This window comes from Klebsiella sp. X13, from assembly GCF_003323835.1.
Lineage (GTDB): Bacteria > Pseudomonadota > Gammaproteobacteria > Enterobacterales > Enterobacteriaceae > Klebsiella > Klebsiella ornithinolytica.
In genome coordinates, this window is the sequence record NZ_CP030874.1 from 903,628 (window position 1) to 918,521 (window position 14,894).

The following is a 14,894-nucleotide window of genomic DNA, read 5'->3' on the forward strand; positions in this document are numbered from 1 at the left end:
CGCCGATCTCACCAGCTGAACGGCCTGACAGGTAACCAGACTGGGAAATGGAGACGGCTGAGCAGTCCAGCCCGCTGCCAACGGCCCGCTGCTGCTCATCGAGAGCCGGTGGATTACGCCCGTTAGTCCCGCCGCGAAGCCGAACCCGGAGCCAGGGGTTTTACCCCTGATTCGCCATAGCCATCTGAATTGATATCAGGGCTGAAGTTTAATGGAGAATCCCGACCCGGATGGTCGGGTTTCTCATGCTGGACGGAGCTGAAAATGGATGGGATTTACCCGGCAATGCTGGTGGGATAGCGTCCCGGCGAAAAACGCTGAATAAGATCCTCCAGATTATCGCCAGTGACCGGCGGTGAGATCAGATAGCCCTGAAAGCGATCGATGCCCAACGCCTTCAGCATATTAAATTTTTCCAGGCTATCGACCCCTTCGGCAATGCAGCGGCTACCGGAAAGCTGGCAGTAATAGATCAGGCTTTTGATCAGCGCCAGGGCGTGGGGATCTCGCTGCAGATCGTTGACGATACTGATATCCAGCTTGTACTCATTAAAGCGCACGGTGCGGACCGGAAACAGGACGCTGCTGCGCGAAAAGCAGTCGTCAAGCATGATGCGAAAGCCCTGCTGCTGTAAGCGGGCGATCGTATCGCCCGTTTTACTGTGACGATTGAGATCGACAGTTTCGGCAAATTCCAGTACCAGCCTCTCACCCTGCTGCGGTTCCTGCAGCTGCTGACGGGCCGACTCCATCATCCGGATAATGTTGCTGTTGTTGGCGATGACCGGCGGGATGTTAACCGCGAAATAATAGTCGCCCGGGTATTGATTGATATTCTGCACGGCCTCCTGCAGGACAAATGCCGTGAGCAGCAGCCAGGCATATTCCGAGCGTATCTGCGGCAGAAACTCGGCTGGCAACAGTACATCGCCATTGCGTCGCCAGCGTGACAGCATTTCGATGCCCTGCAACATCAGGCGGCCATCGGTGATGGGCTGAAACACAGGAAACACTTGCCGGCAGTGAATGGCATGGATGAACTCGCGTTCAAAAGCGGAGAGCGCGGTAACCGCGCTCGTTTTCTGTCCTTTGGTCTGGCTACCGGGAAAACGGTTGGCCAGATGGGGATGATGTTCAACCATCTTTTTCAGTCCTGAGCTTCTCTGGGTGTAGAGGGTTTTGTGACTAAGCCCCCGACGTTGTGCCTGATGATTGATGCTGAATCCCCGCAGCCAGTCCAGCGCGGTGCTCAGTTCTGGTTTGGTCACGCCGGCGGCCGGTTTAGCGCAGATAATCATCTCCTGAGACGCCAGCTGCGCCAGCAGGGGATAGCGTTGTCCGCCGTCGGGTCTGAGCAGCGCCGCCAGCTGTCGACAGGGTAAATCAGAGGCGACGGCCCGTACCCTGGCCAGATGGCGCGGCTTGCCGACCTGATGTAACAGCGTCTGCCACAGCCAGTTGGCCGGGCTGCGGCTGAGGATCAGCATCGGCAGCGGAACGGCGCTGTGTTTCAGCAGCAGCCCCGCCTGCCGCAGAGTGAGCAGCAGCCAGAACGGATCGTCGGGTAAAAAAACCACGATACGCCTGACGGTCACAATATCGGGGATTAACAGCGCCTCGTGAAGCTGAGGGAACAGGCGCCTGGGCCGCAGCAGGCCGCCGTCGTCCATCAGGGAAGACAGCCCCTCGGCGGCTATCGCGCAGGGCGAAAGAATATAGTCCACCGGCGGGGAGGCCTGCGTCGCGCAGCCCTTACTGGTAGACAAACGTCACCCCAATGATGGACTGCACATTACCTGCCGTCACCTGACCCGTGGTTCGCGCATAGGTCGCGGTGAGCCCCAGATTGACCGGCGAAGTGCCGACCGTACCCAGCGACACCGTGCTGTTGGCGGGCACGATGCTGCCGTTACGCGTCATCTGTACGCCAATCCCCTGCGCCGCCGACGTCGAAGCGGTATTGCTGAAGATCGAATTGGCGGTATCGGCGGTGGTGCCGGAAAGGTAGTAGCCGAGATTCTGGTTTTGCGCGCAATGAACCGTCACCGGAACGGCCATTGAGCCAGGATAATCCGGAAGCGTTACCGTCACATCGCGAGCGGAGACATCGCAGCCGCCGGTCGGCACCACCACATCATTGTTGGCGTAAATGTTCCAGACAAACTGATAGGAGTCGCTGTTATAGTTGTTGGTCTGGTGAAGAATGAGCACCGCGATCAGGGAACCGGAGGTGATCGCCACCCCGCCAGCGGTGCTGACCGGCGTCAGATAGAGCACGGTAGGCCACGGTTTATCGGTGGTTGAATCATAGATGACCCGCGCGGTTTCCGTGGTGGTGGGGAAGGGATAGGAGGTACCGTTGTACTTTACGGTGCCGGAAAAACTCGACAGCACCCCGCCATAGGCGGAGCCTCGTTGCAGGGTCACGTAGTCGGTAATGGTTTGCGGATAGTCGTTATGGCAGAAGATTTGCGTGGAGAGATCGACCACCAGGTTCTGCCCGACGTTCACCGCCGGCGTCAGGTTGACGTAGACGTTCGCGCTGCCGCCGCCGATGGGGATCGTCGCCCCGGTAGCGGTTTTGCAGGCAAAGGACCAGGCATTAACCGACCAGCCCAACAGCAGCAGCGTGGTCAACAGGGTCATCATTTTTTTCATCAACTTACTCTCCTGATTCAGGCGTAGGTGTAGGTGACGCTAATCACCGCCTGAATGGTTCCCTGGGTGGCGCCGCCGTTAACCGTCAATGCTCTGACCTGTAGCGGGAAGCGGGCGGACTGCGTTGAGTCATCGACCTGGACTGCTTTAGTGGCGCCGTTGTTCAACGTGGTTCCGCCGTCATCCTGCAGCTCCAGCTGGATATTGCCGGCGGTACCCTGGTTTTTGTAATACCCGGTGGCGTCCGCGGTACCGCTAAAGCTGGCGGTGACGCGCGAGGTGCCGATGGGGCAGTTGCTCAGATCGAGCGACACGCCGTGCCAGGCCGAAGCGGCGCCTGCCGAGACCAGACTGAAGGTATACAGGTCGCCGAGCTCGACGGTGGCATTCGTGGTCGAGACCGTACAGGGTTTGGCGACCACTTTGCCGTTAACGGTGATCGTGATATCGGCCGCCTGTAGGGGAGGGCAGGCCAGTGCCAGCGCGCCCGCCAGAAGCCATTCTCGGGGAATGCATTTCATCTCAACCTCCGGTTACTGAAATTCCAGCGTGAATGTCGCTGTCGCGTTGACGTGCCCGGCGGTAACCGGCACCTGGGTGGCCATCAACCGCGCATAAAAGTTCAGGGTATTGGTCTGCCCGGGCGTCAGCGTCGTCCAGGCGATCGCCGTTGAGGGGGCGTTCAGCGGCAGCATCGTCTGCTGACCATTGAGAATCTGCACCCCCATGCCCGCCGCGGCCGACGCGCCGCTGTCCAGCTTCAGTAAGCTGGTGTTGTCGTTATCCGCCACGCCGATGAAGCCCACTTTGACCGCGGTCACCGAGCTGCCGCAGGGCGACAGCACGATGCGAAACGGCACCACCGGCGTTGTCGCGCCGATGGTGTTGAACTGTTTAGCGGCGTTATCCATCAGGTCGACGGTAAAGTCTTTTGACTCACCCGCCACCGCGCAGGCGTTATCCCGGACATATCCGCTGATGGTAATGGTACTGTCGGCCGCGAAAGCGTTGGCGATGGCCAGCGACAGCACGGCTCCCAGCAGATACAGCGATTTGGTCATCATCATTTCTTCCTTAGCGACAGACGGCAGACAGCTGGCTCAACGCCTGCTGCTGGCTCTCTTGCGGCAGCTGATACTCGGCCACGCAGCTGGCATCGGGGCCTTCACCCCATGTCACCTGCACTTTGCCGGCCAGCGGCATACCGCTCAGATAAACCTGCCCGTTATCGGCCACGATACTGCCGCTCTGGTTATTGGCTGAGGTCACCATGGCGCCAAACGGAACCGGCTTGCCATTACGGGTTAGCGTCATCAGCAGCTTCATGCCGACGTGCGCTTTGAAATCTGCGCGCACGATGGCGCCGTGCGTGGGCACCACGCTGACCACCGCATCATCCAGGTCGACGTTGTCAGCCAGCGTGTTGGTATCCAGCGCCACGCGGTTTTCACGATATTCGGTGGCGTACGGCAACACCGCATAGCCACGCCAGTCGGTACGCACCCCGGTCTGGTTTTCCACTTTCACGTTGTCGGCCCCCGGGGCCTTAACCAGCACCACCGTATCGTTCAACGGCTGGCTCAAGGTGACGCCGTTGCCGTGGGCAAGCACGCCGCCGCTTACGCCGTAGTACAGCTGTTTCAGGCCATCGCTTCGGCTGTAGCCGACGTTGGCGTTACCGTAGCCGCCGCGATAGTTCAGCGCCGCGTATCCGGTACCGCCGCTCCCGCCGTTGCCGCCGCCGGCATAGCCGGTCTGCACGCTGTAGCTCAGGTTATTGTCCTCCAGCAGCGTGCCGTACAGCCCGGCGAGGTTGGTCATCCGGCCATCGAGGTCGTGCGACATGCTGTAGCTGGCGCTGGCATGGCGCCATACTGATTTGCTGTCCGAGCGCAGCCAGTGGCTGAACGGAATATTGACGTTAACCGCCAGCATCTGGTCGCGCCCCTGCTGCCAGGCGTTTTTGGTCAGGCTGTAGCTCAGCGTCCAGTTGATGTCGTCAACCGCAGTGTTCAGTCCGGCCTGCAGCTGCTGGTCCGCTTTGCCGGTTGACCAGTAGGTCTGATGGCTGCCGCTCAGGTAGAGCGTGGCGGTGCGTCCCAGCTGCTGGGTGACGCTGACCTGCACCTTGCCGCGTTTGCTGTAGGCGAGGTTGTAGTAGTCGGTGAATTTAGGCTTCACCTGGATAACGCCATCCTGGGTCTCGACGTCGTAGCCGCTCATCCGGCTATAGGTGGTATCGGCAAAGCTGTAATAGCCCCGCGTGGAGTAGCGGTAGCCGACCAGCTGAATATTGGTGCCGACTTCGTTAAGCGATTTGTTATAGAGAAAACGCAGCGACTGCCCCTGATGCTTGCTGTCATCAGGTAACGTGGCGTTGGCCTGGGTCACGTCCAGCGATACGGCGCCGAACTCGCCCATGTTTTTGCCGACGCCGAGGTTAAAGGCACGGTAGCGGTCGGCAAGCTGGGAGCCGCCGTACAGCGTCCAGCCCGCCGCCAGGCCGTGCAGCAATGTCCCCTGGAAGAATTTCGGCTTCTCCTGCTGGTCGTTACCGCTGCGATATTCCCCCGCCGTCAGGGCGAAGCGCGAATGGCCCTCACGCTGCAGCACCGGCACCGTTGACCACGGCACGGTAAAGACCTGGCGGGTACCGTCGGTCTCTTTGATGGTGACCTGCAGATCGCCGCCGTTCCCGGCGGCATAGAGGTCGTCGATCGTAAACGGTCCCGGCGGCACCGTGCTCTGATAGATCTCATAGCCGTTTTGCCTGATCGAGACCTGTGCCGTCCCGCGGGCAATCCCGTGAATGACCGGGGCGAAACCTTTCTGGCTGTCCGGCAGCATATTGTCGTCAGAGGCCAGCTGGGCGCCGCGGAAGTTGATGCCATCGAACACGTCGCCGTTGGTATAGCTGTCGCCGAGCGTCAGGCGCGAGCGTAGGGGAACAATATCCCTCTCCAGCCAGCTGTTGACGTGCTGCCACTTATTCTCGTTGCTCGATGAACTGCCGCCGCTGCTGTAGCTCCAGGTGGTGTTATCGCGCAGGCGCCAGGCGCCGAGGTTGAGGCCACTTTGCAGATTCAAATAGGCATAGTTGCTGCTGCCGCCGATATCGTTATGGACATTGTTGCCGGTAAAGTTGTAGTTCAGCAGCCCGGCGGTGATGCCGTCATCCCACAGTTCGGGCGGGATATATCCGCGCGCACGATTGCCCATAAAAGCCTGTGGCACGGTCAGATACAGGCGCTGTTGGCCCACGTCAAAACGGCTGGTCGACTCTTTGATCATCTCCGCCATCGGCACGCAGGCATCGGCCGCGAGGGCATTCATACCGGACACGGCGGCGGTGTTGACGCCCATGCTGGCCAACTGGCCGCGGGTCAGGCAGGGAGCCAGACCGTGGTGGTTCTCTCCGCTCTTAAAGGTGACATCGCGAGTCGTCATAAAGCCGTTATTCAGATAGATATCGACGCGATAGGTGCCCGGTGGCACCTCTTGACCCTTTTCGAAATTCGACAGATCCGCCACTGCGGCAGGATCATCGGCGAGGAAACGCGGGTTAAAGTAAAGTTCCGCCTGCGCGGAAAAAGCCTGCATGGCAAGCAAAAGGGCAAAAGGGAACCGGGCAAAGACGCGAGCCGATCCCGACGCGCGGCGCCGCGCACCCAGGCGGTCCGATCCATATTTCAGATGTGACATAGTCCCTCCGGTCCGAAGTCGCCCGGCTGTCAGTTCTTTTTATATTTCAGGGGAGAACGCTATTTCCCCGTGGTTATTGCAGTGCGCCCTTCATCCGTGGGGTCAGTGCGCCGTAGTCGTTAATCGTCCGGTAGGTGATGTCGCGTCCGGCGTCGGACGGGATTTTTACCGAGGCTTCCCCCATCGGCGGAACCAGCGCATTTTCCAGCACCCGGGTGCCGGCATTGAGTTCGGTCACCGTCAGGTAGTAGGGCGTGGGATTGATCAGCGTCAACGTGTTGGCGCTACGGCGAAATGTCAGCTTCTCTGCCGCCTGATCCGGCGACAGCGCGAGTTTCCCCGGGCGGTAATAGAGCTTGATGCGGCTGATAATCGCCAGCTGCAGCGTGTTATCGCTAAGCTTTGATTTATCCATGGAGGGGATGGCTTTCACGTTCATCCAGAACAAACTTTCCCGATCCTGCGGCAGCTTGTCGTTGGTCGCATCGATTATGCGCAGCGTATTCTCTTTTTTGCCCTGCATAGCGAACAGCGGTGGGGTGATCACAAAGCGCCCGTCTTTTTGTCCGTCGGCGTTTTCGACCCACGACTGAATCAGATAGGTGCTGTTGTCGTCATTGTTGGTCACCGCCAGCTGAACCTGCTTTTGTCCGGCGGGATAAATAACGCGGGTGGCTCCCAGCGCCACGCCCGCTTCGGAACGCGCAGCAAAACCGGCGGTCGCTATCATCAATAAGCCCGCCAGTAAGCAGCGTGTCATCCCCAGTGTTTTTCTCACGTTTTCCCCTTTTATACTCGCCGTTATGTCCTGCATCCGGTATGCCTGCTGGTTAATTACTGATAGGTCAGAGAGAACCAGGCCTGAGCATTTGCGGCTCCGCCGGTAACCTGATGTCCGGTCGCCCGATATTTAGCGACAAAATGGAGCGTGGTGGGGCCGGTATACAGTCGTGACCAGGCGCCCGGTGGGCTGTTGAGCGGAATCAGGCGATCTTCTTTGTCGAACAGCGCGACGCCGATACCGGTTGCGATGCCGGGGCCTTCGCCAACCGAGAGCACGTCCGGATTTTTGCCATCAGCGACGCCATGAAAGGCGACACCAACCCGTTGACTGACGGCGGTGCTGCAATCCTGGAGATGAATATCGAAAGGAACAGGGTCAGTATCTTCCCCTGGCGAATGAAACCGATTGCTGCTGATCTGTCCCATGTTGACCGTCAACTGCTGGTCTCCTGCTTCAACGCGGCAGGATTCGGCAATAATGACGCCCTGAAAGCGCATATTTCCGCCGGGTAACGTCACATTCCACTGGTTTCCGGCCAGCGCGAGCGGCGACAGTAAAAAAAACAGCAGGCCAGATTTCATTCCTTGCATCGTTATCACCCCAGTCCTGTTGTGGATAACGGGCCATCCTGGCCCGAGCAGCGTCCTTGCGTGATGAGTGAATTATTCGTACTGCACTTTGAAGGTTGCGTCGGCGTTAGCAGTACCTGCGGTTGCCGCGCCAGTCGCGTAGTAGCGAGCCTGGAAAGGAATGATGTTGGTGCCGTCGTTCAGCGTGGTTGCTGCACCGAAGGTTGCGCCGTCCAGCGCCAGCGGAGTACCGGTGCTGTCGAGGATCTGTACGCCAACGTTCGTCGCGCCACCGGCTGCAGAGTTCTGCAGTGCCAGAACGGTGGTGTTGCTGCTGTCTACGGCAGTACCGGAGAATGCAACGGAAGCTTTGGTTGCGACGGTAGTATCGCAATCATCCAGCTGGATGTTAAAACCGACCGCAGAGCTGGTGCTGCCTGCAGTAGCGAGTTTGGCTGAACGAACCTGGCCCAGTTGAACGGTCTGATCGATAGAGCCAGCATCAACGGCACAGGCCGCGTTGACCACTTCCCCTTTAAAATGCACTGTGCCGCCATTAACCGTGGTGGTGTCAGCCAGGGCCGCCGCGGAACTCAGAGACAGGGCTGACAGAACAACGATAGCCAGTGTTTTGATTTTCATGCTGTTTTCCTTTAAACAATGTCGATATTACGAACCGAAATTGGCAGTCGTCGTGCCTTCCAGGCATTCCATGTATCAGCCGAATGGTTCGACTGCCGGCTCTGCGCAGTTTTCGCCCAACTGATGAGTCAATTGGGGCCATTTTGACTCATTGAGATAAACGCCTTGTTTTTTGGTTTTTTTAGATTGTTGTTAGGTTATTATTCTTTTTATTTATTGTTTATTGGTTTTATTTTCTGTTTTTTTGTTTTGAAGAAGGTCGGTCATCGGGCGAGGTCAGGGCGGATGAGATGACGGGTAAGCGGAAAGGATGAAGAGATAAGTAAAGTTTCTTAAGGGTAAAATATGATAGTAATCAATCGGATGAATTTAATTCGTGAGAATATATGTACTTGCCAGTTGCAAAAGATTGCAAAACATTTTTATGATATAAACAGTTTGGCCCCAATTGACTTGTTCATTTTTAAATTTATCCTTATTTATCAAATGAATAAATCATTTCTTCGAACCATGAGAATTTTCTTCAAGCAGATTATTTCTTTCCCATAATCCTGCGAAACGCGCGGCATTGCTGGCGGTATAACGCACTGTATGTCGAATATTGCGATGACCCAGATAATCCTGAATTAAACGGGTATCTGTCCCTCTTTCCGCAAGTTCATAGCCGCAGGCATGGCGCAGCATATGCGGGTGAGTGTGGGTAGCGGTTCCGGCCTCTTCGCCGGCGCTACGAATAATCCGATAGGCCTGCTGGCGGGAAAGCTGAGTGCCGCGGCGGGAAATAAAAATCGCATTGGTTTTTTGTGCCGCTTTCCAGCCGGCGCGAACCTGGGTCCAGCGCGCAATAGCTTCCAGCTCGTCGAATCGCAGCGGGTGGATGGTCGAAAATCCATTCTTCAACCGACGGACGTTGATGCGGCCCTCATTGAGGTCAAGATCGCGATAGTGCAGATCGAGCAGTTCGCTGATGCGCATCCCGTGACGAAAGGCCAGCAGGATAAGGCAATAATCCCGCTCTCCGGTTGGACCCTGCCGTGCCGCCTGCATCATTGCCTGAACTTCTTTGGCGGTAAGAAAACGACGTCGATTCACAATACAATGCTCCTGAAATTAATTTGCACGAAGACAGCGTCCTGAAGCAATTATCAGGACGGTTAAAAAATAATCCGCAGTGTTAAAGGCGTATTATATAAAGGTACATATACAGTTCATTCTTCACGTTGCCATGATGTTGAAGCTGTAAAAATAGATGGTCACATTACATTCACACATCGTTAAAATATAGCTACACGACAATTCTTATTTTTATAGATTTTATGGCATATCACAATAGTGACAGCAAGGCTTCTTGCCAGGTACATCAAATTACGAGGAAAAAAAGTGAATGAGAAGCTGGCTTTGGACGGAAAATATAATGCTGAATGGTTTAACCTGACAATAAATAACGAATTGAAATCCTGAGTATTTACAAGGGTTTCAGCAGGAACCGTATTATGTATGAAATAAGAACTTGCGGGAACAATAATCGTAATTAACGCATGGTTAATATTTATTAATGTTTTCAGCGATCGTTGTTCATTTTAACGCCATCGAGAGTATCAGGCGTCAACTCCTTTTGACGCCCGGACCGTCATTGCAAAATGCTGTTACGCTGCTTCTCTTTTACATTGTCCCAGATGCCGTAAAAACGCCCGGCGTTGCTCGCGGTGTACCAGACGGTATGGCGGATATTTCGGTGGCCAAGGTAGTCCTGAATAAGGCGGGTATCGATACCCATATTCGCCAGCGCAAATCCGCATGAATGGCGAAGCATATGGGGATGAATTTCAATCGTTAATCCGGCGGTGCCTCCGGAGGAGGATATTATCTGGTAAAACTGCTGGCGGGAAAGCGGATTGCCTTTACGCGATAAAAACAGCCATTCACTGTCGGCATGCGGATAGGTTTTTCGAATATCCAGCCAGTTTTTCAGTGCCTGAATTTCTTTATTGAGTAAAGGATGGGTAGTGGAAAATCCTTTTTTAAGACGATGGATATAAATACACTTAGAGCGCAAGTCAATATCGGATATTTGCAGGCGGCAAATTTCACTGGCGCGAAACCCATGAATAAAACAGAGTAATGTCAGGCAATAGTTTCGGGCAGCATGTGCTCCGGTGTTCGCCGCTTTAAGAAGCGATTCAATCTCATTCTGAGTAAGGAAGTTCCTTTTTTTGATATCGGCATTATTCTTCATTATATTCCCTTTTAATTGCAGGCGTATATTACGAACTATTCGTTGTCGTCAGGCCAGCTTTGTTGTCCGATTGAACATTTTTTCGCTTATATTTCGCCATCGCGCCAGGCACTTTTAAAACGTGTCACGTACTCCAGCTTGTATCAAGCTGAACCGGGTCATCAGAAGGCGGGTATTTAGTTGAATCATGAAGTATCTCCATGCTCTGGAACGAATGACTTCATGGAATACAATGGATTAAATCTTTTTGGGTTAAACAATGACGCTGTTCCTGGGGGGGAGCATGTCCCGATCATCCTTCATTCCTCCTGGTTGCACACGCCGGTGATACAGGGGCGCAGGGCATCGCTCTGGCGCTAGCCCAACGAATATCGACATCCTGATACATGCCGCTCTGCCATGAGATATCACGACTGGCGGATCTCTTTGTGGACGGGGATGGATAAATCATCTCCGGGTTCTCCCTTGTCGCCTCGGCGCAGGTTGAAGGATTTTTGTGTCTGGTCTGCTAATAATTAAATGCCCGTTAACCTGCCGCCATTCCTTACAAAAGTGAATCCGGCTCTGGCCTGGTGAATATTCCACGAAGCGCTTCGCAGAACGCGAAGAACGATATACTCGCCTGGGTAGCATTCACTGCATCACTACAACAATGATTAAACCATACTGCAAAATTATGTTCGAGAATAGTAATAATAAGCCCGGCGGCACAAGCCTCCTCTCAGCGCGGGACTTAATTTCGGCTAAGGGCCGGAGGGCGATTTCGTATGCGTAGCGCGCGAAAATGGTGGCGGTCAGAGGGGGGACTGGAGTTATTTGACGCTTTTCGCTTGAGGGTTCTGGCTATCCTGTTGTTTGTTAAGATGCAGTTTTGGAATTTTATGAAGATTACTGGAGTTATCTGGAGTCTTTCCCCGGTATCACAGAGAAAGGGGGTTTTTCACGGCGAATAGATTCAAACCCTTGCCGCGAAATATGCAGACAGGGCGATGGCCCCCTGTCGAGAGGGCACAAATAACTTAAACCGGTGTGAATCTATTTTGTTCATCCCGCGTCTGCAGCGTTATTTCAGCTGGCTGTAGAATAGCAGGATGGCTATCGCCACCATCATCGCTCCGGAGGTCATGCTGACTCTTCTTGCCACCTCCGGCCGGTGGGTTAATAGCCTTTTTGACCCGTAGCCAACCAGAAAATAGATCAGCGTGCAGGTCAACAGATGAATGCTTCCCAGGGCCGACATTTGCAGTGCAACCGGCCAGCGTCCTTCAGGATCGGTAAATTGTGGCAGCAGGGCGAGGAATAAGAGAAAGACTTTTGGATTCAGCCCGCTAATACATAACCCTTTTAGCGCCCAACGGTTCCAGCTTCCGGCCTGCTGCGTTGCGGCGTCAGGCGTGGTGGGGTGACGCAAAATCGCGATCCCCAGCCACAGCAGATAGGCTGCGCCCAGCAGCGTGATCAGCGATAGCACCAGCGGGTGACCGGTAACGGCCACGCCGATCCCGGCGATCACGATAATGGCCGCCAGCAGATGCCCGGACATCAGTCCGATCACCGCGGGAAGCACCCGTTGTCCGTGGATGCCGGCGCTAATGGTATAGGCCCAGTCGGCACCGGGTGTGATGATCAGCAGGAAAGAGACAACCCAGAACCCGGCGATAAAACTCATCTCCATGACCGGCTCTCTCCACCGTGTTTCAAGGTATTGCGCATAACGATCCCCCGTCGGTATCCGTATTCTGTAGAGGAAAAGAATATCGGGATTTACGGGAAATAAGTTTTCAATGTTATGCTGAAAACCCCCTGTTTAAGAGAAAATCTTCCAAATGGATAGCATAGATCGAAAAATTATTGCTGAGCTGCAATCCGATGGTCGTCTGTCGATTACCGAGCTGGCTGAACGGGTCAATTTGAGCCTCTCTCCCTGTCATCGACGGCTGCGGGCTTTAGAGCAGGAAGGGGTTATCACCGGCTATCGGGCCAACCTCGATCCCCTGAAAATGGGCTTTAATTTCCTGGCCATCGTGTTTGCGACCTTAAAAGAGGGTGATAAAAAAGCGGTGAGCGCGTTTGAAGAGGCGGTTGAAGAGATCCCTCAGATCGTGCTGGCCCAGCGGCTGTTTGGCGATCCGGACTACCTGATGCACGTGGTCACCCGGGATCTCCCGGCGTTTCAAAAACTCTATGATGACAAGCTCTCGGCGATGCCCGGGGTGCAGCATTTGCGCTCGACGCTGGTGATGAAAACCGTGGTGCAGGATCGTCCCTTTCCGTTGGAAAGCTTAAACCTGACGCGCTGATTCGCCCCGAGGCAGGCCGGCATTTCTGATAACAGGGGAGGCGTTGTGCTGAATCTCAAGGCGCGGGGGAAGGCGGGCGCGGTAGCCACGCCTGCCCGTGCGCGCTTAACTTACCATTTTTCGTCGCGCGCATCCTGGCGGCCATCGCGACGGTTATCGCGTTTATCCTGGCGGCAGCTGGCGTTGCTTTGATTATTGTCTCTGACGCACTGCTGTTTGGCATCGCGTCCGCCCTGGCGTGAATCCTGGCGGGTATCGCGTGCGTCCTGGCGGTTATCACTGCGGTAAGTCGCGTTAGCCGAGAGGCTCGGCAGCAACAGCGCTGCGGTAACCAAAGCGAGAAGGAGTTTTTTCATAAATATTGCCTTTCTGATAAACCAAACATACTGATATATGAATAATAATTAAGCGTTATTGTGGCGTGGAAATATTTTTTATTTCTCGGCAATAAGTGCCTGTTTATTCATTGTTTTGTTTAAAATTAAATTTATCAGAGCGGCGGCAGGCAATCGCCTCAGCCGGTGGTTCTGGTTGCCGGAGCGGCGCGCATCCCTGCGGACCGATCCGAAGGGATTTACAGCGCCGGCTGCTGCTGGCGCGGCGTCGCGGGATGACGAATGCTGAACAGCGCCACCAGGGCCAGCAGTGCAAAGGCCAGCAGCATCAGCGCCACCGGGACGTAGCTGTCCCATTTCATTAAAAATGCGACCGCCAGCATCGGGCTTATCCCGCCGGAGATAACGGCGCCAATCTCGTGGCCCAGCGCCAGACCGGTATAGCGCACTTCAACTGGAAACAGCTCCACCATCATGCACGGCTGGGCGGCGATCATCGCCCCGTGACATACCGGCAGCGCCAGCAGCATCGCCAGCAGAATCGCCGGGAAGCTATGCATTTGTAGCAGCCAGAAGAACGGGAAGGCGACCAGCGCCATGCCGGTCACGCCAATATAGTAGAGCGTTTTCCTGCCGATACGGTCCGACAGCCAGCCCCAGCCGAGAATCGTGGCGATCTCCACCGTCATGGCAAGGGTCACGGCGGCAATCACCTGGCTGGTCTCAATGCCGATATGTTTGCAATAGACTACGGAAAAGGTGAAAAAGATGTAGACCGCGCCGTTTTCCGCCAGCCGCAGACCAATGGCCTGCAAGATCGCTTTCGGGTGATGTTTAAAGGCGCTGAGCACCGGCAGCTGCACCTCCCTCTCCCCGGAGGCATGTTTTCGGGCGACAAACTCGGCATTTTCCTCAATGTTGCGCCGGATATAGACGCCGACCAGAAAGATAAACAGGCTCAGCAGGAAAGGGATGCGCCACGCCCAGGCCAGCACATCTTCCTGCGGCAGCAGCTGCACCAGATAAAAAGCCAGCGAAGAGAGTACAAATCCGCCGGAGACCCCCACCTGGCTCCAGGCGGTGTAGTAGCCTTTTTGTTGCGCCGGGGCATTCTCACTCAGCATCAGGACGCCGCCGCCCCATTCGCCGCCGGAGGCGACGCCCTGGATAAAACGCAGGGTTATCAGGGCGACTGGCGCCAGAATACCGATGTGTTCATAGGTTGGCAGCAGACCAATCAGAAAGGTACTGGCGCCCATTAACGTCAGGGTGATAATCAGGGTCATTTTACGGCTGTATTTATCCCCGAGATGACCAAAGGCAATGCCGCCCAGCGGCCTGGCGATAAAGCCGATGGCAAAACCGGAAAAGGCCAGAAAGGCCCCGAGCAGCGGATCATCGGTTGCCGGAAAGAACAGGGGGCCGAAGACCAGCGCCGCCGCCGTACCGTAAAGAAAAAAGTCATACCATTCCAGGGAGTTACCCAGAAAAGAGCCGATAATCAATTTGCGCATTGATTGGGGAGTGCTAACCGGCGTATCGCTTGCAGTTCCAGACATCACATCTACTCCAGTACAGGTGAAAAGAGGGCGCCGAAGAGCTGACGCCATGATGCAACCCGAAGCGTATGAGGGCGGCATTATGCGATAGGGTATTTTTCGTTAGGGT

General features: G+C 55.4%; 14 protein-coding genes. 1 reads left to right on the plus strand and 13 read right to left on the minus strand.

All coding sequences use genetic code 11. The features are described 5' to 3' along the window. Positions 1–275 precede the first annotated feature (275 nt). From DSD31_RS04470 to DSD31_RS04525, 11 genes are all read right to left on the minus strand, one after another. Positions 276–1,724: an EAL domain-containing protein gene (locus DSD31_RS04470; RefSeq protein ID WP_113991377.1), complete on the minus strand. Its 1,449-nt coding sequence runs from the start codon at positions 1,722–1,724 to the stop codon at positions 276–278. A gap of 28 nt (positions 1,725–1,752) precedes the next feature. Continuing rightward, positions 1,753–2,649, minus strand: a complete 897-nt coding sequence (locus tag DSD31_RS04475) for a fimbrial protein (RefSeq protein WP_054829215.1) — start codon at positions 2,647–2,649, stop codon at positions 1,753–1,755. Positions 2,650–2,675: 26 nt separating this feature from the next. Then, a complete protein-coding gene (gene fimG, locus DSD31_RS04480; protein ID WP_048024969.1) occupies positions 2,676–3,179 on the minus strand; it encodes a type 1 fimbrial minor subunit FimG in 504 nt (167 codons plus the stop codon). A 12-nt stretch (positions 3,180–3,191) separates the two neighbouring features. Continuing rightward, a complete protein-coding gene (fimF, locus tag DSD31_RS04485) occupies positions 3,192–3,722 on the minus strand; it encodes a type 1 fimbrial adaptor subunit FimF (RefSeq protein ID WP_015585804.1) in 531 nt (176 codons plus the stop codon). Between the two features lie 10 nt (positions 3,723–3,732). Further along, on the minus strand, positions 3,733–6,360 hold the full coding sequence (locus DSD31_RS04490) for a fimbrial biogenesis usher protein (RefSeq protein WP_015585805.1): 2,628 nt from the start codon (positions 6,358–6,360) through the stop codon (positions 3,733–3,735). A gap of 73 nt (positions 6,361–6,433) precedes the next feature. Beyond that, positions 6,434–7,174, minus strand: a complete 741-nt coding sequence (locus DSD31_RS04495; protein ID WP_103073061.1) for a fimbria/pilus periplasmic chaperone — start codon at positions 7,172–7,174, stop codon at positions 6,434–6,436. 20 nt (positions 7,175–7,194) lie between these two features. Next, positions 7,195–7,734: a type 1 fimbrial minor subunit FimI gene (gene fimI, locus DSD31_RS04500; protein ID WP_032718216.1), complete on the minus strand. Its 540-nt coding sequence runs from the start codon at positions 7,732–7,734 to the stop codon at positions 7,195–7,197. Positions 7,735–7,806: 72 nt separating this feature from the next. Beyond that, complete coding sequence (gene fimA, locus DSD31_RS04505) at positions 7,807–8,355, minus strand: type 1 fimbrial major subunit FimA (RefSeq protein ID WP_004867288.1); 549 nt, start codon at positions 8,353–8,355, stop codon at positions 7,807–7,809. A gap of 495 nt (positions 8,356–8,850) precedes the next feature. Continuing rightward, positions 8,851–9,447 carry a type 1 fimbria switch DNA invertase FimE gene (gene fimE, locus DSD31_RS04510; RefSeq protein ID WP_004867283.1) on the minus strand — a complete coding sequence of 199 codons (597 nt, stop codon included), beginning with the start codon at positions 9,445–9,447 and terminating at the stop codon, positions 8,851–8,853. Between the two features lie 538 nt (positions 9,448–9,985). After that, the gene (locus DSD31_RS04515) at positions 9,986–10,591 is read right to left on the minus strand and encodes a tyrosine-type DNA invertase (protein WP_015585808.1); all 606 of its coding nucleotides are present in this window, start codon (positions 10,589–10,591) and stop codon (positions 9,986–9,988) included. 1,063 nt (positions 10,592–11,654) lie between these two features. Beyond that, the gene (locus DSD31_RS04525; RefSeq protein ID WP_032690846.1) at positions 11,655–12,266 is read right to left on the minus strand and encodes a LysE family translocator; all 612 of its coding nucleotides are present in this window, start codon (positions 12,264–12,266) and stop codon (positions 11,655–11,657) included. A gap of 151 nt (positions 12,267–12,417) precedes the next feature. Between DSD31_RS04525 and DSD31_RS04530 the strand changes: the two genes are divergently transcribed. Next, complete coding sequence (locus tag DSD31_RS04530; RefSeq protein WP_004867276.1) at positions 12,418–12,891, plus strand: Lrp/AsnC family transcriptional regulator; 474 nt, start codon at positions 12,418–12,420, stop codon at positions 12,889–12,891. Between the two features lie 110 nt (positions 12,892–13,001). Here DSD31_RS04530 and DSD31_RS04535 read toward each other — a convergent pair whose 3' ends face one another. Continuing rightward, positions 13,002–13,247, minus strand: coding sequence for a hypothetical protein (locus DSD31_RS04535; protein WP_004867273.1), 246 nt, complete (start codon positions 13,245–13,247; stop codon positions 13,002–13,004). A 218-nt stretch (positions 13,248–13,465) separates the two neighbouring features. Next, positions 13,466–14,740 (minus strand): MFS transporter, encoded by a 1,275-nt coding sequence (locus DSD31_RS04540; RefSeq protein ID WP_015585811.1) that lies wholly within the window; start codon positions 14,738–14,740, stop codon positions 13,466–13,468. Positions 14,741–14,894: the final 154 nt, after the last annotated feature.